The 20,044-nt window shown below is 72.4% G+C and carries 21 protein-coding genes and 1 pseudogene; 10 read left to right on the forward strand and 12 right to left on the reverse strand.

The genetic code is table 11. From position 1 onward, the window contains the following. Nucleotides 1–34: 34 nt before the first annotated feature. Together QQM72_RS20235 and QQM72_RS20240 are read left to right on the forward strand one after the other, a co-directional pair. Entirely contained in the window at nucleotides 35–451 is a 417-nt protein-coding gene (locus tag QQM72_RS20235) for a Zn-ribbon domain-containing OB-fold protein (RefSeq protein ID WP_314222267.1), read from the forward strand. Then, complete coding sequence (locus tag QQM72_RS20240) at nucleotides 448–1,221, forward strand: enoyl-CoA hydratase/isomerase family protein (protein ID WP_314222268.1); 774 nt, start codon at nucleotides 448–450, stop codon at nucleotides 1,219–1,221. The genes QQM72_RS20235 and QQM72_RS20240 overlap by 4 nt, the downstream gene beginning before the upstream one ends. A 30-nt stretch (nucleotides 1,222–1,251) precedes the next feature. On the opposite strand, the gene QQM72_RS20245 is transcribed toward QQM72_RS20240, so the two are convergent. The 5 genes and pseudogenes from QQM72_RS20245 to QQM72_RS20265 form a co-directional block, all read right to left on the reverse strand. Next, nucleotides 1,252–1,638 carry a PIN-like domain-containing protein gene (locus QQM72_RS20245; protein WP_314222269.1) on the reverse strand — a complete coding sequence of 129 codons (387 nt, stop codon included), beginning with the start codon at nucleotides 1,636–1,638 and terminating at the stop codon, nucleotides 1,252–1,254. Beyond that, nucleotides 1,628–2,059, reverse strand: coding sequence for a DUF433 domain-containing protein (locus tag QQM72_RS20250; RefSeq protein WP_314222270.1), 432 nt, complete (start codon nucleotides 2,057–2,059; stop codon nucleotides 1,628–1,630). Before QQM72_RS20250 ends, QQM72_RS20245 begins: the two co-directional genes overlap by 11 nt. A gap of 113 nt (nucleotides 2,060–2,172) precedes the next feature. Continuing rightward, a pseudogene (locus QQM72_RS20255) lies at nucleotides 2,173–2,555 on the reverse strand (hypothetical protein); the annotation flags it as partial. A gap of 280 nt (nucleotides 2,556–2,835) precedes the next feature. Continuing rightward, nucleotides 2,836–2,973 carry a DUF397 domain-containing protein gene (locus tag QQM72_RS20260; RefSeq protein WP_314222271.1) on the reverse strand — a complete coding sequence of 46 codons (138 nt, stop codon included), beginning with the start codon at nucleotides 2,971–2,973 and terminating at the stop codon, nucleotides 2,836–2,838. Next, on the reverse strand, nucleotides 2,930–3,844 hold the full coding sequence (locus QQM72_RS20265) for a helix-turn-helix domain-containing protein (RefSeq protein WP_314222272.1): 915 nt from the start codon (nucleotides 3,842–3,844) through the stop codon (nucleotides 2,930–2,932). Before QQM72_RS20265 ends, QQM72_RS20260 begins: the two co-directional genes overlap by 44 nt. Nucleotides 3,845–4,057: 213 nt before the next feature. Between QQM72_RS20265 and QQM72_RS20270 the strand changes: the two genes are divergently transcribed. Beyond that, nucleotides 4,058–4,558 carry an ATP-binding protein gene (locus QQM72_RS20270; RefSeq protein WP_314222273.1) on the forward strand — a complete coding sequence of 167 codons (501 nt, stop codon included), beginning with the start codon at nucleotides 4,058–4,060 and terminating at the stop codon, nucleotides 4,556–4,558. An 11-nt stretch (nucleotides 4,559–4,569) separates the two neighbouring features. Here the strand turns inward: QQM72_RS20270 and QQM72_RS20275 are convergent, their stop codons facing one another. The 3 genes from QQM72_RS20275 to QQM72_RS20285 all read right to left on the reverse strand — a co-directional run bounded on the left by QQM72_RS20275 (nucleotide 4,570) and on the right by QQM72_RS20285 (nucleotide 8,576). Continuing rightward, complete coding sequence (locus tag QQM72_RS20275) at nucleotides 4,570–5,118, reverse strand: hypothetical protein (protein WP_314222274.1); 549 nt, start codon at nucleotides 5,116–5,118, stop codon at nucleotides 4,570–4,572. Nucleotides 5,119–5,283: 165 nt separating this feature from the next. Next, nucleotides 5,284–7,665, reverse strand: coding sequence for a serine/threonine-protein kinase (locus QQM72_RS20280; RefSeq protein WP_314222275.1), 2,382 nt, complete (start codon nucleotides 7,663–7,665; stop codon nucleotides 5,284–5,286). A 188-nt stretch (nucleotides 7,666–7,853) separates the two neighbouring features. Beyond that, the gene (locus QQM72_RS20285) at nucleotides 7,854–8,576 is read right to left on the reverse strand and encodes a VOC family protein (RefSeq protein ID WP_314222276.1); all 723 of its coding nucleotides are present in this window, start codon (nucleotides 8,574–8,576) and stop codon (nucleotides 7,854–7,856) included. Nucleotides 8,577–8,710: 134 nt separating this feature from the next. Here QQM72_RS20285 and QQM72_RS20290 point away from each other — a divergent pair, with 134 nt between their 5' ends. Further along, complete coding sequence (locus QQM72_RS20290) at nucleotides 8,711–9,346, forward strand: TetR family transcriptional regulator (RefSeq protein ID WP_310431760.1); 636 nt, start codon at nucleotides 8,711–8,713, stop codon at nucleotides 9,344–9,346. 86 nt (nucleotides 9,347–9,432) lie between these two features. Here the strand turns inward: QQM72_RS20290 and QQM72_RS20295 are convergent, their stop codons facing one another. Beyond that, nucleotides 9,433–9,885 (reverse strand): Lrp/AsnC family transcriptional regulator, encoded by a 453-nt coding sequence (locus QQM72_RS20295; protein WP_314222277.1) that lies wholly within the window; start codon nucleotides 9,883–9,885, stop codon nucleotides 9,433–9,435. A gap of 82 nt (nucleotides 9,886–9,967) precedes the next feature. On the opposite strand from QQM72_RS20295, the gene QQM72_RS20300 reads away from it, so the two are divergent. After that, nucleotides 9,968–10,582, forward strand: a complete 615-nt coding sequence (locus QQM72_RS20300) for a LysE family translocator (protein ID WP_314222278.1) — start codon at nucleotides 9,968–9,970, stop codon at nucleotides 10,580–10,582. A gap of 243 nt (nucleotides 10,583–10,825) precedes the next feature. On the opposite strand, the gene QQM72_RS20305 is transcribed toward QQM72_RS20300, so the two are convergent. Then, nucleotides 10,826–11,299, reverse strand: a complete 474-nt coding sequence (locus QQM72_RS20305) for a nitroreductase family deazaflavin-dependent oxidoreductase (RefSeq protein WP_314222279.1) — start codon at nucleotides 11,297–11,299, stop codon at nucleotides 10,826–10,828. Then, nucleotides 11,296–12,516: an acyl-CoA dehydrogenase family protein gene (locus QQM72_RS20310; RefSeq protein WP_314222335.1), complete on the reverse strand. Its 1,221-nt coding sequence runs from the start codon at nucleotides 12,514–12,516 to the stop codon at nucleotides 11,296–11,298. Before QQM72_RS20310 ends, QQM72_RS20305 begins: the two co-directional genes overlap by 4 nt. A gap of 115 nt (nucleotides 12,517–12,631) precedes the next feature. Here QQM72_RS20310 and QQM72_RS20315 point away from each other — a divergent pair, with 115 nt between their 5' ends. From QQM72_RS20315 to QQM72_RS20325, 3 genes are all read left to right on the forward strand, one after another. After that, a complete protein-coding gene (locus QQM72_RS20315; RefSeq protein ID WP_314222280.1) occupies nucleotides 12,632–13,813 on the forward strand; it encodes a thiolase C-terminal domain-containing protein in 1,182 nt (393 codons plus the stop codon). A 205-nt stretch (nucleotides 13,814–14,018) separates the two neighbouring features. Then, a complete protein-coding gene (locus QQM72_RS20320; RefSeq protein ID WP_314222281.1) occupies nucleotides 14,019–15,014 on the forward strand; it encodes an expansin EXLX1 family cellulose-binding protein in 996 nt (331 codons plus the stop codon). An 18-nt stretch (nucleotides 15,015–15,032) separates the two neighbouring features. Beyond that, nucleotides 15,033–15,698 (forward strand): pyridoxine/pyridoxamine 5'-phosphate oxidase, encoded by a 666-nt coding sequence (locus QQM72_RS20325; RefSeq protein WP_314222282.1) that lies wholly within the window; start codon nucleotides 15,033–15,035, stop codon nucleotides 15,696–15,698. Between the two features lie 272 nt (nucleotides 15,699–15,970). Here the strand turns inward: QQM72_RS20325 and QQM72_RS20330 are convergent, their stop codons facing one another. Then, on the reverse strand, nucleotides 15,971–16,375 hold the full coding sequence (locus QQM72_RS20330; RefSeq protein WP_314222336.1) for a Zn-ribbon domain-containing OB-fold protein: 405 nt from the start codon (nucleotides 16,373–16,375) through the stop codon (nucleotides 15,971–15,973). A 300-nt stretch (nucleotides 16,376–16,675) separates the two neighbouring features. On the opposite strand from QQM72_RS20330, the gene QQM72_RS20335 reads away from it, so the two are divergent. Beyond that, the gene (locus tag QQM72_RS20335) at nucleotides 16,676–18,340 is read left to right on the forward strand and encodes a subtype B tannase (protein ID WP_314222283.1); all 1,665 of its coding nucleotides are present in this window, start codon (nucleotides 16,676–16,678) and stop codon (nucleotides 18,338–18,340) included. A gap of 318 nt (nucleotides 18,341–18,658) precedes the next feature. Further along, nucleotides 18,659–19,849 (forward strand): flavin-containing monooxygenase, encoded by a 1,191-nt coding sequence (locus QQM72_RS20340; RefSeq protein ID WP_314222284.1) that lies wholly within the window; start codon nucleotides 18,659–18,661, stop codon nucleotides 19,847–19,849. Nucleotides 19,850–20,044 lie beyond the last annotated feature (195 nt).

Below are 20,044 nucleotides of genomic sequence, written 5' to 3' on the forward strand. Positions count from 1 at the left end.
ACCGAGGAGAACGCACCGAGGAGTTGATCCCGCGATGCTCACCCCCGTCACCGACGCCGACGGCGCCCCCTTCTGGCGGTACGCCGCCCAGGGCGAACTGCGCGTCCAGGCCTGCGCCGACTGCGCCGAACCCCGCTTCCCGCCCCGCCCCTGCTGCCCGCACTGCCAGTCCTTCGCGAGCGGGTGGCGGCGGATGTCGGGACGCGGCCGGATCTGGTCCTACGTCGTCCCGCACCCGCCCCTGCTGCCCGACTACGCCGCCCACGCCCCCTACAACGTGATCCTCGTCGAGCTGGCCGAGGCGCCCCGCATCCGGCTGGTGGGGAACCTGGTGAGCGGACCGGGGGCGCCGATCGACTCCTTCCCCCCCGACCGCATCCGCATCGGCGCCCGCGTACAGGTCGTCTTCGACGGCGACGGGCTTCCGCAGTGGATCCTGGAGCGGCCGTGAGTGTGCGACTGGACCTCGACAAGGACACCGGCGTGGCCGTGGTCACCCTGGACCGGCCGGCCCGGCTGAACGCCCTCGACCTCGAGACCGTCCGCGAACTGCGGCGCATCTGGCGGGAGTTGCGGTTCGACGACTCGGTACGGGCCGTCGTCCTCACCGGGGCCGGACAGCGGGCGTTCTGCACCGGCCTCGACCGGGACGCCGTCGTGCCGCAGCCCGGCTCCCCGTACATGCAGGACGATCCGCTGCTGACCGTCGGCCCGAAGGCGAACGACCTGTGGAAGCCGGTCGTCGCCGCCGTGGAGGGGATGGCCTGCGGGGGCGCCTTCTACCTGCTCGGGGAGTGCGAGTTCGTCGTCGCGGGCGCCGACGCCGTGTTCTTCGACCCGCACACCACGTACGGGATGGTCAGCGCGTACGAGTCGGTGCTGCTGGCGCAGCGGATGCCGTACGGGGAGGTCGCGCGGATGATGCTGATGGGAACGGCGGAACGGATCTCCGCCCGGCGCGCCCACGACATCGGACTCGTGTCCGAACTCACCGACACCGGAGGGGCATCGGCCGCCGCGGTGGCCTGCGCCGCCGTCATCGCCGGGTATCCCCCCGCCGGAATCCAGGGCACCGTGCGGGCACTGTGGTCGGCGAAGGAGACGGCCCGCGCGATGGGGTTCGCGCAGGCACCGCATCTCATCTCGCTGGGCAACCTGCCCACCGCCCGCCAGACGGAACTGTTCACCGCCCGCTCGACCACCGAACCCCGGATCCGCTGAGCCCCCGCCGCCGGCGCGCAGTTCGCCCCGTCACGGCCAGGTGCGCTCGATGCGGTCGCTCCTCACCGCGTAGGCAGCCGGCCCGCCGCTCCCCACAGCCCGGTGGATCGCGTCACGGCGTGCCACGAGACGTTCGATCATCTCGGTGGTGCGAAGTTGCTGATTGTCGAGATAGAAAGGCACTGCCTTACGCTCCAGGACAGGCTGGATCTCCAGGTCCCGCGTCTTGATCCGGCCGTCCTTCGAGAGCGGGACCCACGACCGGTCGAGACCGTGCGCGATCCACTCCTCGTCGGCGACGTCCTGCCCGTCGTCCGGGAAGACGTCGCCGATGCGGTGAACGGTCCACCCGCAAGTCCTCAGTCCTTCGGCGACACGACGACCGAGATTCCGGTCGAGGAAGAACTCAGGCGGCAAGACGCACCACTGCCTGGCAGAGCGCGTCCACCTGCTCAGGCGTCATGGCGTAGTCGTACGCGATGTCCTCGACGCTCTCCCCGGCCTCCCACAGGTCGGTGATCGCCTTGACCGAGACGCGGTTGGCCGCCACCACGGGAAGACCATGGCCGAACCTGGGGTCGATCACGACGCGGACCTCCCCGTACTGCCTCAGCCGCAGGCTGGAGGGAAAGTCGTCGCCAGCGTCCCAGTTCAGGTTACGGAGATAGCTGGAGACCACTTCCTGGATAGGGGCCTGGCCGTCCCGGGCTCTGCGGAGATCTCCGAGACCGTGTTCGACGAAGATGTCCACACCGTCCGTCGCGATGCGTTTCGACACGAGGCCGTAAGGGGTGTCGAAGGCGTCCCGTACGGCGGCGGCTTCCTTGATCTCACTCATGCGAAGGCCGAGGGAACGCAGAGAGCGGAGCACGTGTGCCTCGGCCACCGCGATGAACGGCACCGAAGGCTGCCCCTTCCGCGCCGGCTCAACCTGGTGGACCAGTGGCGCTCCGGCGGCCTTGCCCTTGAGCCACGATGCGGCGCGCCGTCGGGTACGTCGTAGAAGTATGTTCGGGTACGGACCTGTCCGGTGGGCGTTCGCTCGCGGCGGCGCTCCAGGTGTCCGGCCGCCTCCAGCTCCCTCAGCGCTCGCGAGATCAGGATCTCGCCCTCGCTGAAGTGCGCGCACAGTGCGGTGATCGTCACGGGGGAGCCGTCGGGCAGGGAGGCGATGTACGCCGCGACGCCGATCGTGACCGCGCTGCCACGCCGTTGGGCGAGGGCGTTGGAGATCACCGTGAAGTCGGCCGTGAGCCGGTGCGGACATGGATCACGCCGGAGGACGGAGCTCCGGCGTCGGCGCGAAGGCGCGCGTTAGACTGCGATTCAGCCATCGGGAAGGTCTGCTTCCTGATCGGTCAGGCCCTCGTTCGGGATGCCAGTCCCGGCCGGGGGCCGTATCTGTTTGCGGTTGTCGCGGCGAACGTAACGGCCCGTGTCCCGCTGCTGCAAGCCAGTCACCCGCACGGGTGACGCGGGCCTCGCGGCCGGGGAGGGTGGGTGGGCGGGAGGTTCTTTCCCCCGGTTCTTTCAGGAGGTCAGCGTCCCGCCGGACCCTCGCGGACAAGGGTCCGGTGAGCCCGGAACGCGGACGGCGGCCGGGGGCCGGTCGCCTCAGGGGCGGTGGCGGCCGGTCCTCAACTCGCCTATGAAAGCGGCCCAGGAGGCTGCTCCGAAGCACAGCGCGGGACCGTGCGGGGCTTTGCTGTCACGGACCGGGACGACGGCCCGGAACCCGTCGGCCACCTCCACGCAGTCGCCCCCCGCCTGATTGCTGTAGCTGCTCTTGCGCCAGGCGACGCCGTTCAGATCGGGACGGGAGATTCGAGCCACGGTAGTTGCCCTCCATCGTGGACCGGATCATGTCGAGTGACATGAGCGGGGGCAGGGCTGCCGCCCGCAGCCGATCGTAAATCACCTTGTAGCGGCTGACGTTGGCTGGTTCCTCGATCAGTTGGCCGTAGTCCGAACCCTCCGTGTAGGCCACCTCTGAGCCGTCCGGCAGGGTCAGGACCGTCAGCGAGCCACCCATGGCCTCGTGTCCGCCTTGGTCGAACGGCAGTACCTGCACGGTGATGTGGCGTTCTGCTGCCGCGTCGAGAAGCCGCGCCAACTGCTTACGCATCACGGCGTCGCCACCGATCGGACGCCTCAGTACCGCCTCGTCCAGGATGACCCACAGCTCCGGCCGGTCGGGCGAGCTCAGGCGTCCCTGCCGTCCCATTCGGGCCGTGACGCGCTCTTCCAGCTGCTCTTCGTCGTCCAACAGAGCGTCCAGGCTGAGCACCGCCCGCGCATAGTCCTCCGTCTGCAACAGACCCGGCACCACATGAGCCGCGTACTGCCTGATGGCCACCGCCCGCGCCGAGTACTCCATGAACTTCCGCGACCAGTCCGGGAACGCCTCCCGGTACACGTACGGCCACAGCTCGACCAGCAGGTCGTCCGCGCCGAGGGCCGTGTCCAGCGCACGCGCCAGCTCCAGCGTCGGCTTCGCGCCGGACGCCCGCTCGATCTGGGTGATCCGCGTGCTCACCACGTGCGTCCGGTCGCCGAGCTCGGCCTGGGTCAGCCCGGCCGCCGTACGGAGCCTGCGCACCCGTGCGCCGAAGAGGGCCGCCATCGACGCACTGGGATCAATTCCGTTGGCCAAAGCGTCACTTCCGTTCCTTACGGGATGAAAAGTAAGGCTGTGTCACCTGTCGAGCGTAGGGCGATCCGACGACTCTTGAACACAGAAAGTGACGATTCGCGTACACCGTGAAGCGTCGCGGACCCTACGAACAGGGACGGACAAGCCGTGCTGACAGGAACGACCGCTTCGAACGACGAGGCCGTGAGCGAAGAAGCCTCGAACGACGGAGTCTCGGACGAGGAGGCCGCGGACGAGGGGGCCGCGGACGAGGAGCCGCGCGAACTCCGCTCGTTCGGGGAGCAGTTCGCCGCCACCGCGCGGGGTGCGCGGCTCGCCCGGCGGCTCGCCGTCCGGCGGATGGAGGAGTGGGGCCATCCGTCGACGTCGGACGCGTCCTGCGCGGTCGCCCTCGTCGTCGGCGAGCTCGCGGCGAACGCGGTGCGGCACGGGCGGGTGCCGGGGCGGGACTTCGGCCTGCGGCTCGTCCTCGACGCGGCCGCGGGCCTGGTCCGTGTCGAGGTCGCGGACGCCGCCTCCGGGAAGCGGCCGCCCGCCCTGCCGCCCCCGGTGTGCCCCGAGGGCGAGTCCGGTCGCGGACTGCTCCTGGTGGACGTCCTGGCCCTGCGGTGGGGATGGACTCCTCGCGTGCCGGTGGGCAAGACGGTGTGGGCGGAGGTGCCCGTGGAGGCGTCGGCCCGTTGAGAGAAGTCCGGTCAGCGGGCCGGTGCGTACGGCTCCGGGTCGCAGGTGTCGACCTTCGCCGCGACGGCCGGGGCGGACAGGTCGACCTGTACCGTCGCCGAGTCGTTCGCCGAGACGTACGCTTCCTCGCTCCGCTCCTCCAGGCGGCCGGAACCCGCGTCGAGGAAGTCGACCGTGACGGTGAAGTAGCCGCCGGTGGAGTTGGGATTGGTGACCTCGACCGTCGCGTACGCCTCGCTCGGCGTCGCGCAGTCGATCAGCTCCACCGTGGCGTCCCTCAGCGCCGTGGACGTGCTCGAGGAGCCGCCGTCGCCGTAGGTGTCGTCGGAGTAGTCGTCATCGTCGTCGTAGTCGTGGTACGTGCTGCCGGACGAGCCGCTGGACGTCGAACCCGACGTCGACGACGAGCTGTCGTGGTTCTGGTCGGAGCTGCTGCACCCTCCGCCGCCCCCGCCGCTGTGGCTCCTGCCGTGGCCCCTGCTCGTCGAGAAGCCGGTCAGCGCCAGTACGACGCACACCGCCACCGCTGCGAACCTGAGTTTCCGCCCCCGTCGATCCATACCGACAGCGTAGGCACCGCCTGTCACGGTCATGTCACCGCGTGGCGACCGGCCGGTCCCCGGCGTAGCGTCTGCGGTGGCGGCCGCCGTCCAGGTCCCTTCCGTGCACCCGGCACGACGGCCGTCCCGGCACGACGACCGTCCTCGCGGCGGTGGGCGGTCGGCTCAGGCCGTCCGCGCCGTGCCCGTGCCCTTCTCCGCGTCCAGGGCGTACACGCAGCGGTCCTTGCTGGACGCGTACACGACGCCGTCGCGGACCACCGGGGAGCCGGTGATCTCGCCGCCGGTCGCCAGCTTCCAGCGCAGCCTGCCGTCGTCGGCCTTAAGGGTGTACAGCAGGTGGTCCGTGGAGCCGAAGTGGATACGGCCCTCCGCGACCGCCGGGGCGCCCACGATGTCGCCGCCCGCCTGGAAGCGCCACTTGGGCGTGCCGGTGACCGCGTCCAGGGTGTAGAGCCCCTTGCCGCTGCCGACGTGCACATGGCCGGCGGCCACCAGCACCGGGTCGACGGAGGCGCGGGCCTCGGTGGCGATGCGCCAGCGGTCGCGCCCGTCGGTGGCGTCGATGGCGTACACGGTGCCGAGGTAGTCGGCGAGGTAGACGCCGCCGCCGGTCACCGCCGGGCCGGGCACGAAGGTCGGCGGGGACAGGAACACCGCCGGGGCCTCGAAGTGCCAGCGCACCATGCCGCTCGCGACGTCGACGGCGAGGACGCGGGTGCCCGCGGAGAGGTAGACGTAGCCGTCGGGGGCGGGGGTGACGCGGACCGGGACACCGCCGCAGGAGGCCGTGTCGCCGACGGGGTACGACCAGCGTTCCTCGCCGGTGCGGGCGTCCAGGGCTCTGAGCCGCGCGTCCTGCCAGACGTAGACCGTGCCCTCGTGCAGGACCGGCCCGGCCTCCGGGGACTCGAAGTCGGTCTGGCAGCCGGTGATCTCCCAGAGCTTCTGGCCGGCCGAGGCCTCCCAGGCCTGGACACCGCCGCCGCGCGTGCCGGTGACGACCGTGCCCCGGTCGGCCTTGAGCGAGTACACCCAGGCGTCCGTCGACAGCCGCCACAGGTCGCCGCCCTCACGGGCGTCCAGCGCGAACAGGGTGGGTCCGTCGGAGGCGTGCACCCTGCCGTCCGCGACCGCCATCGACCAGGCCACGTCCCGCGTCTTGAAGCGACGGCGGCCGGTGGCCACATCCAGGGCGTGCACCTCGAAGGAGGTCACGTAGACGAGGTCCCCGGCGACGGCCGGCGTGCCCCACACATCGTTCGACATGCGAAATCGCCAGGGCCGCCAGCCCGCCGGGGTCTCCGAGGGCGCGCCCTGCGGGGCCGGCACGGTCGTGTCGGCGCCGTTGACACCGGGGCGCGGGCGGGACCAGTTGGCGACCAGGCCGGGCTCGGCCACCGGCGCCTTCACGGCGGCCGCGGCACGGACGTCGGCGACGCGCGGCCCCGGCCCGATCGGCACGGCGGCGCCCGCCAGCCGGACGGGACCGATGTCGGGGGCGCCGACGGCCACGGGCGCGGGCGCCGGGCGGGAGAGGACCACGGGGGCGTGGGACGGCGGGGGCGGCACCGCCGGTACGGCGGGCCGGGCCATGCCCACGCCGCCTCCGCCGCCGCTGCGGGAGCTCGGGGGCGCCGGTTTCACCGGACGGCCGCCACGGCGCGTCTCGATGAGGGTGACCGCCTTCTCGGGCAGCCACGCCGACGCCGTGCCGCTGTCGTCGGAGCCGGAGCCGAAGAGGTGGGGGGCGAGCTGGGCCTGGAGGTCGGCCGGGTTGGGCCGGGCCGTGGCGTCCATCTGCATACAGGACTCGATGAGCGGGCGCAGCTCGTCCGGCAGGCCCGCCAGGTCCGGTCCCTCGCGCAGCAGCATGAAGACCGTCTCGACCGGGTTGGCGCCGTGGAAGGGCGGGTGTCCGGTGGCGGCGAAGACCAGCATCGAGCCGAGCGAGAAGACATCGCTCGCGCCGGTCACGCTGCGCGAGTCCTTCGCCTGCTCGGGGGACATGTAGGCGGGGGTGCCGACCGCCACGTTGGTCATCGTCAAACGCGTGTTCGAGACGCCGGACGCGATACCGAAGTCGATCACCCGGGGGCCGTCCTCGACGACGAGCACGTTGGACGGCTTGAGGTCACGGTGGACCAGCCCCGCGCCGTGGATCGACTGAAGCGCCTCGGCGACGCCCGCCGCCAGCCAGCGCACCGCCTGGGCCGGCATCGGCCCGCAGTCGTTCACTATTTCCTCGAGGGAGGGCGCGGGCACGTACGCGGTGGCCAGCCAGGGCACGGCGGCGCGGGGATCGGCGTCGACGACGGCGGCCGTGTAGAAGCCGGAGACCGCCCGGGCCGCCTCCACCTCGCGCGTGAAACGCACCCGGAAGAGCTGGTCCTCGGCGAGCTCGGTCCGGACCGTCTTGATCGCCACGCGCCGGCCCGAGGCCGAGCGGGCCAGATAGACCAGCCCCATGCCGCCGGCCCCCAGCCGTCCCAGCACCTCGAACGGCCCGATCCGCCGCGGATCGTGCTGCGTCAGCTGATCCACCACTTGCCTGCCACCTCCCCGTACGAACCGCGTCACCCACTTGTGTACACGGCCCCGTGCAGCGTCTCACCACCGCACCGCCATGGCGGCACGCACCCTGATTCTTCCTGGCCGGACGGCCGGTTGCGAACCCGGGGGCAATCGGGGTGTCTCACTTCATATCCGCGCATACAGCACGCATACGGCGCCTCTCAGCGCTGGAGCAGCGCGAACGACGCCCCTTGATTGTCCGTGACGACCGCCACGGTTCCGTACGAAGCGGTGAACGGACCCGCCTGCACCCGCCCGCCGAGCCGGCTCACCGCACCGAGCGCCGCCTCGCAGTCCTGCACGCCGAAGTGGACGAGGAAGTGCGGCGGCATGACCTCCGGGAAGACATCGGCGACCGGCGCCCGCCCGAAGTCGGGTTCGGCGCCCGGACCGAACAGCGCCTCGTGGAAGAGATGACCGTAGAAGGTGTTGGCGGCCTCGGTGTCCCGGGCGTACAGCTGCGCCCAGGCGAAGGCGCCGGGCCGGTGCCGTACGCCGAAGCCGGGGTGGCCGGCCGGCTGCCACAGGCCGAAGACCGCACCCTCGGGGTCGGCGGCGAGCACGCTGGTGCCCGCCCCGCCGACCGGCAGCGGCGCCATGATGACCTGCCCGCCGGCGTGCTGGATACGGCGGGCGGTCTCCTGCGCGTCCGGGGTCGCGAAGTACACCGTCCAGACGGTGGGCATCCGGCCGTCCGTCTTGTGCGCGAGCGCGGCCACCGGCTCGCCCTCCAGCCGGGCCCACACGGAGGAGCCGTACGCCTCCTCGAAATCCCACCCGAAGAGCTCACCGTAGAACCGCTTGCCCGCGTCCACGTCGGGGAGCTGCGCGTCCACCCAGCAGGGGACGCCCTCTGCGTACACCGATGCCCTGTTTTCGGCCATGCAGCCAAACTAACGGCGTCGCACGCAAGCCGCAGACCAGGCACACCCGCCTCCGCACCCCCTCGCACCCCATTTGCAGTCGGCCGAATAGCGCTCCGATCACCCCTCGGTAAGCTGACGGCATGACAGGACAAGTGCGTACCGTCGACGGCCGCGTGGCCGGTCGGCGCGGGCAGGCGACGCGGCAGAAGCTGCTCGACTGCCTCAGCGAGATGCTCAGCTCCTCTCCGTACCGCGACGTCAAGGTCATCGACGTCGCCCGGAAGGCGGGCACTTCGCCAGCGACCTTCTACCAGTACTTCCCGGACGTCGAAGGCGCCGTACTGGAGATCGCCGAGCAAATGGCCGCCGAGGGAGCCGAGTTGACCGGCCTCGTCGAGGGGCGGTCATGGGTCGGCAAGGCGGGCTGGCAGACGGCGCAGGAACTCGTCGACGGCTTCCTGGAGTTCTGGCGGAAGAACGACGCGATCCTCCGGGTCGTCGACCTCGGCGCGGCGGAGGGGGACAAGCGCTTCTACAAACTCCGCATGAAGATCCTCAACTCGGTGAACAACTCCCTTTCGGACGCGGTCGCCGAGTTGCAGTCCAAGGGCAAGGTCGACAAGGAAGTGAACCCGGGCGCGGTCGCCGGCGCGCTCGTCGCGATGCTCGCCGCGGTCGCCTCGCACCAGAAGGGCTTCCAGACGTGGGGCGTCAAGCAGGCTGAACTCAAGCCGAACCTGGCCCTGTTGGTGCACCTGGGCATCACCGGCAAGAAGCCGACGAAGTAGCCCGGCCCCCACTCGATTTACGGTCAAGTCCTGTCTGCCAGGCGGCAGCTCACCCGGGTGAGCTGCCGCCTGCCGCGCTGTCGGCCTCAGGCGGGCAGCGCCCGGTCCTTCACCACGTGCTTCATCACCAGCGTCGACGTCAGCCGCTGCACCCCCGGCAGGGTGGCGAGGCGCTCGTCGTACAGCCGCTGGAAGGCCGCGAGGTCGGCGGTGGCCACCCGCAGCAGGTAGTCGGGCTCCCCGAACAGCCGCTGCGCCTCCAGGACGTGTTCCACCTCGCCCACCGCCCGCTCGAACTCGGCGACCGTGTCCCGGTCCTCCTGCCGCATCGAGACGAAGACCAGCGCCTCGAAGGTCAGCCCGACGGCGGACGGCTCCACCACCGCCCGGTAGCCGCTGATCGCCCCGGACCGCTCCAGCTCCCGTAGCCGCCGGTGACAGGGCGAGACGCTCAGCCGCACCCGCGCGGCCAGCTCGGTCACGGTCAGCCGCCCGTCCTGCTGAAGCTCGGCAAGAATCTTCCGGTCCACGTCATCCATGAGGCAGATCTTCCCCCGAATAGCACCGATCTGCGAAAACTTCGGGAACACTTTCGGCCGCATCGCGCCTAATGTCCCCGGTATGGACTCGGGAACGCTGATTTCTTTCCTCGCCGTCGACCTGCTGCTGGTGTGCGTGCCGGGCGCCGACTGGGCGTACGTGATCTCCGCCGGGCTGCGCGGCCGTTCGGTGGGCGCGGCGGTCGGCGGCCTGGTGAGCGGGTACGCCCTGCACACGGCGCTGGCCGCGGCGGGCCTCGCGGTGCTGGTCGCGGGGTCGCCGACGCTGCTCACCGGGCTGACGGTGGCGGGCGCGGCGTACCTGGTGTGGCTGGGGTGGGCGGTGCTGCGGCGGCCGGGGACCCCGGGCGCGGGCGAGGAGATCACGGCGGGCGGCGCCCGGGTGTTCCTGCGCGGGGCCACGATCAGCGGCCTGAACCCCAAGGGCCTGCTCCTCTACCTGTCGGTCCTGCCGCAGTTCCTCACCGCGGGCGAGGGGCACCTGCCGGTGGCCGCCCAGACGACCGCCCTCGGCCTGCTGCACATGGCGTGCTGCGCCGCCGTCTATCTGACGGTGGGCGTCCTGGCCCGCAGACTGCTGGGCGCCCGCCCGGCGGCGGCACGAGCGGTGACCCGCACCTCCGGCGCGGCCATGCTCGGCATCGGCACGTTCCTCCTGCTCCAGCACGCCTTGTAGCCCGTCGTCCGGGCCTCCTGGCCCCCGGGCCCCCGGCCGCTTGGCCTCCAGGCCCCGGCCCGCCTGACCTCCGGGCGCTCCTCGCCCCCCGGGCCTCTCTCGGCCTCCCGGCCTCCGGGCCCCCGGCCCTCCTGGCCTGCCCGAGCTCCCTCCCGCCCCCGCAGCCCCTCCTTCCTCGAGCCCGCCTCGCCCCCAGGGCCGCCTGACCTGGGACCCTCGGGCCACCCAGCCCCGCTAGCCCCGCTACGCCCTCGGGGTGAGCCGGAACACGCGGATCTCGCGTTCCAACCGGGCCTGATACGTCGCGTACGGCGGCCAGAAGGCCAGCAGTTCCCTCCAGACGGCCGCCCGCTCCTCCCCCGTCAGCGGCACGGCCGTCACCGGGATGTCCCTGCCCTTCCAGCTGATCTCGGCGTCGGGGTGGGCCAGGAGGTTGCCGGTCCAGGCGGGGTGGCCGGTGCGGCCGAAGTTGGAGCCGATCAGGATCCAGCTCCCGCCGCCCTCCTCGGGCATGCAGGCCAGCGGCGCACGACGCGGCTGCCCGCTCCTCGCCCCGGTGGACGTCAGGATCACCCCGGGCAGCATCTGGGCGCTGAGCAGCACCTTTCCCCGGGTGAGCCGATGGACGGCCCGGTCGAGGGCCGGGATGACATGGGGTGCCACCTTGGCGAAGACCCTCGTCGAGGAGACCTTCTGCACCACCCGGACGCCGATCACACCGACACCTCCGTCCGCTCGAAGAGCCGGGCCCCCTCGGCCGCGTGCGCCCGCAGCCGGTGGACCGGCCCGAACAGCAGCTCGTCACCGGCCGCCCGCTTGAAGAACAGGTGCGCCTCGTGCTCCCAGGTGAAGCCGATGCCGCCGTGCAGCTGAATGCCCTCGGCGGCGGCCCGGCGCAACGCCTCCAGCGCCTGGGCGAGCGCCAGCGCGCCGACTCCGCCGTCCGGGGCGGCGAGACCGGCCGGACCACCGGGACCGCCCGCCGCCCAGGCGGCGTAGTACGCGGCGGACCGGGCCGCCTGGATCTGCACATACACGTCGGCCAGCCGGTGCTGGACCGCCTGGAAGGAGCCGATCACCCGCCCGAACTGCTCCCGTCGGCCGAGGTACTCGACGGTCCGCTCCAGCACGCGGTCGGCGGCACCGACGGCCTCGCAGGCCAGGAAGGCGGCCGCGAAGTCTCCGGCGCGGCGGAGGGCCTCAGGTACGCCCGACGCCTCCTCCTCGCTCCCGAGCAACTCGGCTCGCACGTCCCGAAGTTGGACCCGGGCCTGCGGGCGGGTGGCGTCCAGGGCCGTCTGCCGGGTGCGGACGAGCCCGGCGGCGTCCCCCGCCACGACGAACAGCAGGGTGCGCGACCGTACGAACCCCCCGGTGTGCGCGGCGACCAGCAGCGCCCCCGCACCGTGCCCGTCGAGCACCTGCGCGGCCTCGCCGTACAGCCGCCAGACGCCCTGGACCCGCCGGGCCTGGATCCCGCCCGCGCGCCCGCCGCCGGCCCAGTCGCCGTCCTGGGGACCGGTCAGGGCGAGGGCGGTGGCCAGGGCGGGCGCGGGCACGGCGAGGGCGGCGGTCAGGGTGCCGTCGCAGATCCGGGGCAGCAGGTCGGCGCGCTGGGCGTCGGTGCCGAGGCCGAGGATCAGCGGCGCGGCGAGGACGGAGGTCGCGAGGAGCGGGGAGGGCGCGAGCGCCCGGCCGGTCTCCTCGGCGGCGAGGGCGAGGTCGGTGGCCGGACAGCCGACGCCGCCGTACGCCTCGGGCAGCGCGAGGCCGGGCAGCCCGAGCTGCTCGGCGAGGGCGGCCCAGAGGGCGGGGTCGTGACCGAGGGGCGTGTCCAGGGCGGCGCGCAGTTCTTCGGGGCCGCAGCGTTTGTGCAGCAGTTCGCGCAACGTGCGGCGGATCCCGTCCTGTTCGGCGGTGAAGCCGGGGTCCATGGCCACCCCTCTCTCATCCATATCTGACGGTGCGTCATATTAGGGCGGGGGGACGGGAATGCCCAGAGAGGCGGCACCTGTCAGGGCGGGCGGTATCTGATGTACCGTCAGATTCATGGCATCCGCATCCGCATCCGGCACCCGGAAAGTGGCCGTGGTCGGCGTCGCCCTCTCCGACTGCGGCCGAGTGGACGACGCCACCCCCTACACCCTGCACGCCCAGGCGGCCCGGCGGGCGCTGGCGGACGCGGGGCTCGACCGGTCACGGGTGGACGGCTTCGCGTCCGCCGGGCTCGGCACGCTGGCCCCCGTCGAGGTGGCGGACTACCTGGGCCTGCGGCCCACCTGGGTCGACTCCACCTCCGTCGGCGGTTCGACCTGGGAGGTCATGGCGGCGCACGCGGCCGACGCGATCGCCGCCGGTCACGCGAACGCGGTCCTGCTGGCGTACGGCTCGACGGCCCGCGCGGACGTGAAGGCGGGCCGCCGCACCGGCACCTTCGCCTTCGGCGGCCGCGGCCCGCTCCAGTTCGAGGTCCCCTACGGCCACACCCTGGTCGCCAAGTACGCCATGGCCGCCCGCCGCCACATGCTCCAGTACGGCACGACGATCGAGCAGTTGGCGGAGGTGGCGGTCCAGGCACGGGCGAACGCGGCCCTGAACCCCGACGCGATGTTCCGCGACCCGGTGACGGTGGACGACGTCCTGTCCGGCCCGATGATCGCCGACCCCTTCACCAAACTGCACTGCTGCCTGCGCTCCGACGGCGGCGCGGCGGTCCTCCTCGCGGCCGAGGAGTACGTACGCGACTGCCGCACGGCCCCGGTGTGGATCCTGGGTACGGGTGAGCACGTCTCGCACGCCTCGATGTCCGAGTGGGACGACTTCACGGTCTCCCCGGCGGCGGTGAGCGGCCGGCTGGCCTTCGAGCGGGCGGGGCTGCGTCCGCGGGAGATGGACTTCGCCCAGATCTACGACGCGTTCACCTACATGACGCTGGTGACCCTCGAGGACCTGGGCTTCTGCGCGAAGGGCGAGGGCGGCGCGTTCGTCGAGAAGGGGCGGCTGACCCTGTCCGGCGCCCTGCCGGTGAACACGGACGGGGGCGGTCTCTCGGCCCAGCACCCGGGCATGCGGGGGCTGTTCCTGCTGGTGGAGGCGGTACGGCAACTGCGGGGCGAGGGCGGGGACCGACAGGTGAGGGCGACGGACGGGGGCTTGCCCCGGCTGGGCGTCGCCTCCGGGACCGGCGGGTGGTTCTGCTCGTCGGGGACCGTGGTCCTGGGACGGGACTGAGGCCCGCCGCACCGCCCCTCCCGGCAGGTCGGGCGCGGCCCGTCAGGTCCGGCGGCCCGGCCGCGCCCGAGTGCGCGGACTCGGGCGCGGCCGGGCTTTTTGCCGGGCTTTCCGGCGGGCACGGCAACCTTTCCGGGTCCGGCGACGACTGACGAGTCGAAAGCTTTCCAGGACGTGCTTCGCCGAACCGCGTAAGGATTCATCCGTGGCATCCTCCTCACACCGCCGGCCCCGCCCCGAGCGGCGCACGCGCCGCGTGCCCGTCGTCACGGTGGTCGCCGTGGCCGCCGTCGCGCTCGTCGTGTCCCTGGTCGTGGCCTTCCGACCCGACGGCGGGTCCGAGACCGGGGCCGACGGCGGGGCCCGCACGGTCGTGCCCGCCGCCGGGGCCGGGGTGAGCGGCTCGCCGACGGCGACCGGGACCACCGGGTCGCCGTCGCCGAAGCCGAAGCCGTCGACCGCGTCCCCGAGCGCGACGGCCGGCCGGGCGTCCACGCCGGCCGCCACCCCGTCCGGCGCGTCCGGCTCGTCGGGCGGGCGCTCGGCCGCGCCCGCCGCGCGGACCGCGTCCGGCACGGCACCGTCGGCGGGGCGGATCGCGCCCGGGACCTCCTACCGGGGCGTCGCCACCTCGTACGACGTCGGAGACGGCAACGGCGCCTGCTCCTACGGCCCGACCTCCGACGTCATGACCGCGGCGATGAACACCGCCGACTACGAGACGTCCAAGGCGTGCGGCGCGTACGTCCTCGTCCGGACCGGGAGCGGAGCGTCGATCACGGTCCGCATCACCAACGAGTGCCCGGCGCCCTGCGAGGCAGGCCAACTCGACCTCAGCCGACAGGCCTTCGCCAAGCTGGCCCCGCTCTCGGCGGGCCGGATCCCGGTCACCTGGAGCCTGCTGAGCCCGGCCACGTCCGACACGGTCTCGATCCGCTACAAGACCGGTTCCACCCGGTACTGGTGCGGCATCCAGGCGATCGGCCACCGCAACCCGCTGGCCCGGCTGGAGGTCCGCACGAGCGCCGGCTGGACCGCTCTGGCGCGCACCGACTACAACTACTTCCTCTCCGAGCAGGGCACCGGCTGCGGCGGCGCGCTCCGGCTCACCGACATCTACGGGGAGCGGCTGACGGTCGAGGGGATCGCCGTCCGGGCGAACGTGGTGCAGTCGACGCGGGTCCAGTTCGCCCGGCACTAGACCGCCTACCCTCGCGGTATGGCCAAGGATCTTCATGAACTGCTGAGGTCGCTGCGGGTGTGGGACCCGGAGGTGACCGCGCTGGCGCCGTTCGCCCCGGAGGAAGCCCCCGCCGAGCCGCTGTCCCTCTTCACGGACTGGTTCGCCGAGGCGGTGGCGGCGGGCGAGCGGGAACCGCACACGACGACCCTCGCCACCGTCGGCGAGGACGGCCTTCCCGACGCCCGCATCGTGATGCTGCACGGCGCCGACGCGGACGGCTGGGCCTTCGCGACCCACGCCACCAGCCGGAAGGGCCGTCAGCTCGCCGCGCGCCCGTACGCGGCCCTCACCTTCTACTGGCCGGTGCTGGGCCGCCAGATCCGGGTGCGCGGCCCGGTCACCTCCGCACCCTCCGAGGAGGCCCAGGCCGACCTGCACGCCCGCTCGACGGGCGCCCTGGCCGCCGCCCTGACCGGACGGCAGAGCGAGGTCCTGGCCTCGGCGGAGGAACTGACGAGAGCGTCGGAGGCGGCCTGGGAACACGCCCGCGCGAACCCGACGGCCAAGTCCTCGACCTGGACCCTGTACCGGCTGCGCCCGGACGAGGTCGAGTTCTTCCAGGGGGACGCCGCCCGCCGTCACGCCCGGCTGCGCTACCGCCGGTCCGGAGAGTCCTGGTCCAGGGAGCGGTTGTGGCCCTGAGGACACCTCTCAGGGGCGGTCCGTGGCCCGAGGGTGCCCTGTCCCGGCGAAGGTGATCCAACAGGCGGCACGGGACGTGTCGAGGAGATACCGGACCCGCCCGCCCCCGGTCGCCTCGATCTGCCACTGCCGGCAGGTCCGCCCCCGGTGCGTGCCGTGTGCCAGGCTGCCCTTGAGACGGTGGTGCCGAGGCGTCTCGGCGGCCGGCCCCGGATCCGTACGCATGACACTCCGGCCACGGTAGGTGTTCTCCCGCACCTGCTGAGCCACTTTCACGGCGCGGGCCGGAACACCGGCACCCCGTCCCGGAACGCGACCGCCAGCTCCAGCCCCGCCCGCAGCCCCGCCGGCACCTCCCCGGCCGCCTCCCCCACGATCTCCGTGAACATCCGCGGCCCCTCCGCCAGGTCGACCACCGCCGCGACGTACGGCGTGCGCCCCCCGAAGGGCGGCAGGTCGTTGCGGTGGACGACGGACCAGGTGTAGAGCGTGGCCAGGCCGCTCGCGTCCTCCCAGGTCACGTCCTCGCTCCAGCAGAACGGGCAGAACTCCCGGGGGTAGTGGTGGGCCCGCGCGCAGGCCCCGCAGCGCCGGATCAGCAGCCGGCCCCCGACGGCCGCGTCCCAGTACGCGCGCGTGAAGGCGTCGGCCTCGGGGACGTCGAAACGGTTGCCCATCTCCATGTATCTGACGGTACGTCAGGCGATCCGATCCGGGAAGGCCGCGCCCTCCCGAGGCATCCCCCAGGGCACCCTCGTACCACTTCCCGTACCACTTCCCGTACCACTTCCCGTCCCCCTCCCCGCACCCTTCCGCATGCATCTCGCATGAGAGATCCCTGTGCGTTCACCATGAAACTGTGCGTCGCCCGTGAATGTCCCGCAGATTGTTGACGATTTTGTTGGCTCCGAATTACGTTCACCAACGCAAGCCCGGAGAGCACGCAGTCACCACCCGGTTCATCGAGAGGCAGCATCGTGAAGCACAGGGCAGTCAAGCGCAGGTCGGTCGTCTTGGGGCTCGGCGCCACCGCGGGTGTCGCGGCAGTGGGCGGCATCGCCCTGAGCGCGCAGGCGTCCGGCGGCACGTCGACGTCCTCGTCCTCGGACGCCGGTTCCCTGGCCTTCGACCCGGACGCCTACACCGAGCTCACGACGACCGTCACGGACACCGCGGGCGACGAGCACGCCGTGAAGTACCACTTCTGGAAGGCGATCACCTACGTCGCCAAGCCGGTGGACGCCACCTACCAGTCGCTGAACGTGAGCGTGCCGGTCGAGATCGACGGCACGGCGGTCGACGCGAGCAACGCGCCGATCCTGTTCGCGAACTCCGTCGGCGGCTACATGCCGTCCTCCGTGGCGGACGCCACCGGGATCGGCGCCGGCGGCATGGGCGGCGGAATGGGCGGCGGAGCGCCCGGCGGAGCCCCCTCGTCCTCCCCCTCGGCCTCCGCCTCGGCCTCCGCCTCGGCCCCCGGTGCCAACGGCAACACCAACGCCACCGGCGGGGCCCTGTCCTCCAACCAGTTGCTGGCCCTGGCCGCCGGCTACGTCGTCGTCGAGCCCGGCGCCCGCGGCCGTACGCTCAAGAACTCGGCCGGCGAGTACTACGGCGTGGCTCCCGCCGCGATCGTCGACCTCAAGGCCGCCGTGCGGTACGTGCGGGCCAACAAGGGCGTCATCCCCGGCGACACCGACCGGATCGTGTCCGCCGGCACCAGCGCGGGCGGCGCGCTCTCCTCGCTGCTCGGCGCGTCCGGCGACAGCCCGCTCTACGCCGAGTACCTCGAGGAGCTCGGCGCGGCCGACGCCTCCGACGCGATCTTCGCGACCGGCGCCTGGTGCCCGATCACCGACCTGGAGCACGCCGACGGCTCCTACGAGTGGAACTGGGGCGGCAACGCGCTCAGCACGGGCGCGCAGGTCGACCAGACGGTGTCGAAGGCGCTCCGGTCGCAGTTCGCCGAGTACCAGGCCGGACTGAAGCTCAAGGGCCTGAACGGCTTCGGCACGCTGAACGCCCGCAACTACGACGAGTACCTGGTCAAGCAGTACCTGGAGCCGTCGGCCACCACCTACCTCGCGGCGCTGTCCGACACCGCCCGCGAGACGTACCTCGCCGCCAACACCTTCATCACCTGGAAGAACGGCAGGGCCGGCTTCTCCTGGGCGGACTTCCTCACCCACGTCGGCGCCCGCAAGAAGAACACCCCGGCCTTCGACGCCTTCGACCTGTCGGCGGGCGAGAACAACGAGTTCGGCAAGGGCACGGTCATCTCCCGTCACTTCACGGCCTACAGCCTGAAGAACGACACCACCGGGCTCACCGCCAAGCGCCTCGACAGCGACATCCCCGAGATGCTGCGGCTGATGAACCCGATGTACTTCCTGGCCGACAAGCCCAACGCGGGCCGCAGCAAGCACTGGTGGATCCGCCTCGGCACCAAGGACTCCGACACCTCGCTGACGGTCTCCGCCAACATCGCCGCCGCCGCGAACGGCCTCGGCGACGACGTCGACCACCTCTACTACTGGGACCAGGGCCACGGCGCCAACACCGACCCGGGCGACTTCATCGCGTGGATCGCCAAGGTGACGGGCCACAAGGCCAAGGCCGGCGCAAAGGTCGAGAAGCAGTAGTTCCGCATGCCTCCCGGCCCCTCCGGGAGGCACCCTGGACGCGGCGGCGTCAGTTTCCCGTCATAGTCACCGACGCCGTCCGCACGCGACGCCTGGCCCGAGCGCACCCGGGCCAGGCGTCGTCCCCTTTCCCCGCCGCCTCCCCACCGGATTCCCGCCGCCTCCCCACCGGTTTCCCCACCGATCCGCCCGGTCGCGCACAACCGAGTGGTCTACGTCACCGGTCCTGCCCCCACTTCCCCCATGCGTGATCGATCCGCAACCAATTCCGGTCTTGACCGAGACCCATCAACGGCACGCGTGATTACGCTCGCGCTCATGGAAGACTCCGCACCGCGCCCGGCCCCTCAGGCGATCACCACCGCGAACCCGGCCGACCGCCCGGTCTACGTCATCGGCGGCGGTCCCGGCGGCCTCGCCACCGCGTACGCGCTGCGTGCCCAGGGCATACGGGCCGTCGTCGTGGAGAAGGCCGACGGGGTCGGCGCGTCCTGGCGGCGCCATTACGACCGGCTGCATCTGCACACCACCCGGCGCCTGTCGGCCCTGCCCGGGCTCGCGATGCCGCGCCGGTTCGGGCGGTGGGTGGCGCGCGACGACATGGTGCGCTACCTGGAGAAGTACGCCGAGGTCCACGAGCTGGAGATCGTCACCGGCGTCGAGGTCTCCCGCGTCGAGCGCACCCCGGACGGCACCGGCTGGCTGCTGCGCGCCACCGGCGGGCGCGAGCTCGTCGGCTCGGCGGTGGTCGTCGCCACCGGCTACAACCACACCCCGCACCTGCCGGACTGGCCCGGCCGCGAGGAGTTCACGGGCGAGCTGGCGCACGCCGCCGCCTACCGCAGCGGCAAGGAGTACGCCGACCGGGACGTCCTCGTCGTCGGCGTCGGCAACACCGGCGCCGAGATCGCGGTCGACCTGGTGGAGAGCGGTGCGGCCCGGGTGCGGCTGTCCGTGCGCACCGCCCCGCACATCGTGCGGCGCTCGACGGCCGGCTGGGCCGCGCAGTACACGGCCGTGCTCGTACGACGGCTGCCGGTCCGCCTCGTCGACCGGCTCGCGCGACCGATGGCGAGGCTCAGCGTGCCGGACCTGTCGGCGCACGGTCTGCCCCGCCCCGACAGCGGCCTGTACTCCCGCGTCAAGGAGGGCGCCATCCCGGTGCAGGACGTCGGCCTGATCGACGCCGTGCGCAAGGGCCGGGTGGAGGTCGTGGCCGCCGTGGCCGGGTTCGAGGAGGGCGGCGAGATCGTCCTCGCCGACGGCACCCGGATCACCCCGGACGCCGTGGTCGCCGCCACCGGGTACGTCCGCGCCCTGGAGGGCCTGGTCGGCCACCTCGGCGTGCTCGACGACCGCGGCAGACCCGTCGGCCACGGCGCCCGCGCCCCCAAGGACACCCCCGGCCTGTACTTCACCGGCTTCACCACCCCCATCAGCGGCACGCTCCGCGAGCTGGCGATCGACGCGGAGAAGATCGCGAAGGCCGTACGCCGCCACCTCCGGTAACGCACCCCTGCCACCTCCGCCGGCCCACCCCCGCCACCTCCGAAAGCCCGCCCCGGCAGGCCGTGGCCGCCGGCTCCCGGGGTCAACTCCCCTCACCTCGCTGCCCGTTACACCTGTGCCAGATGTGACGAGAACGTTGTCCCGCGCCCTCCCACGGAGCCAGAATGTGAGCACTGTTCATCTTTTGGTTCCACC

This window comes from Streptomyces zaehneri, assembly GCF_032248645.1.
In the GTDB taxonomy this organism is placed as follows: domain Bacteria; phylum Actinomycetota; class Actinomycetes; order Streptomycetales; family Streptomycetaceae; genus Streptomyces; species Streptomyces coriariae.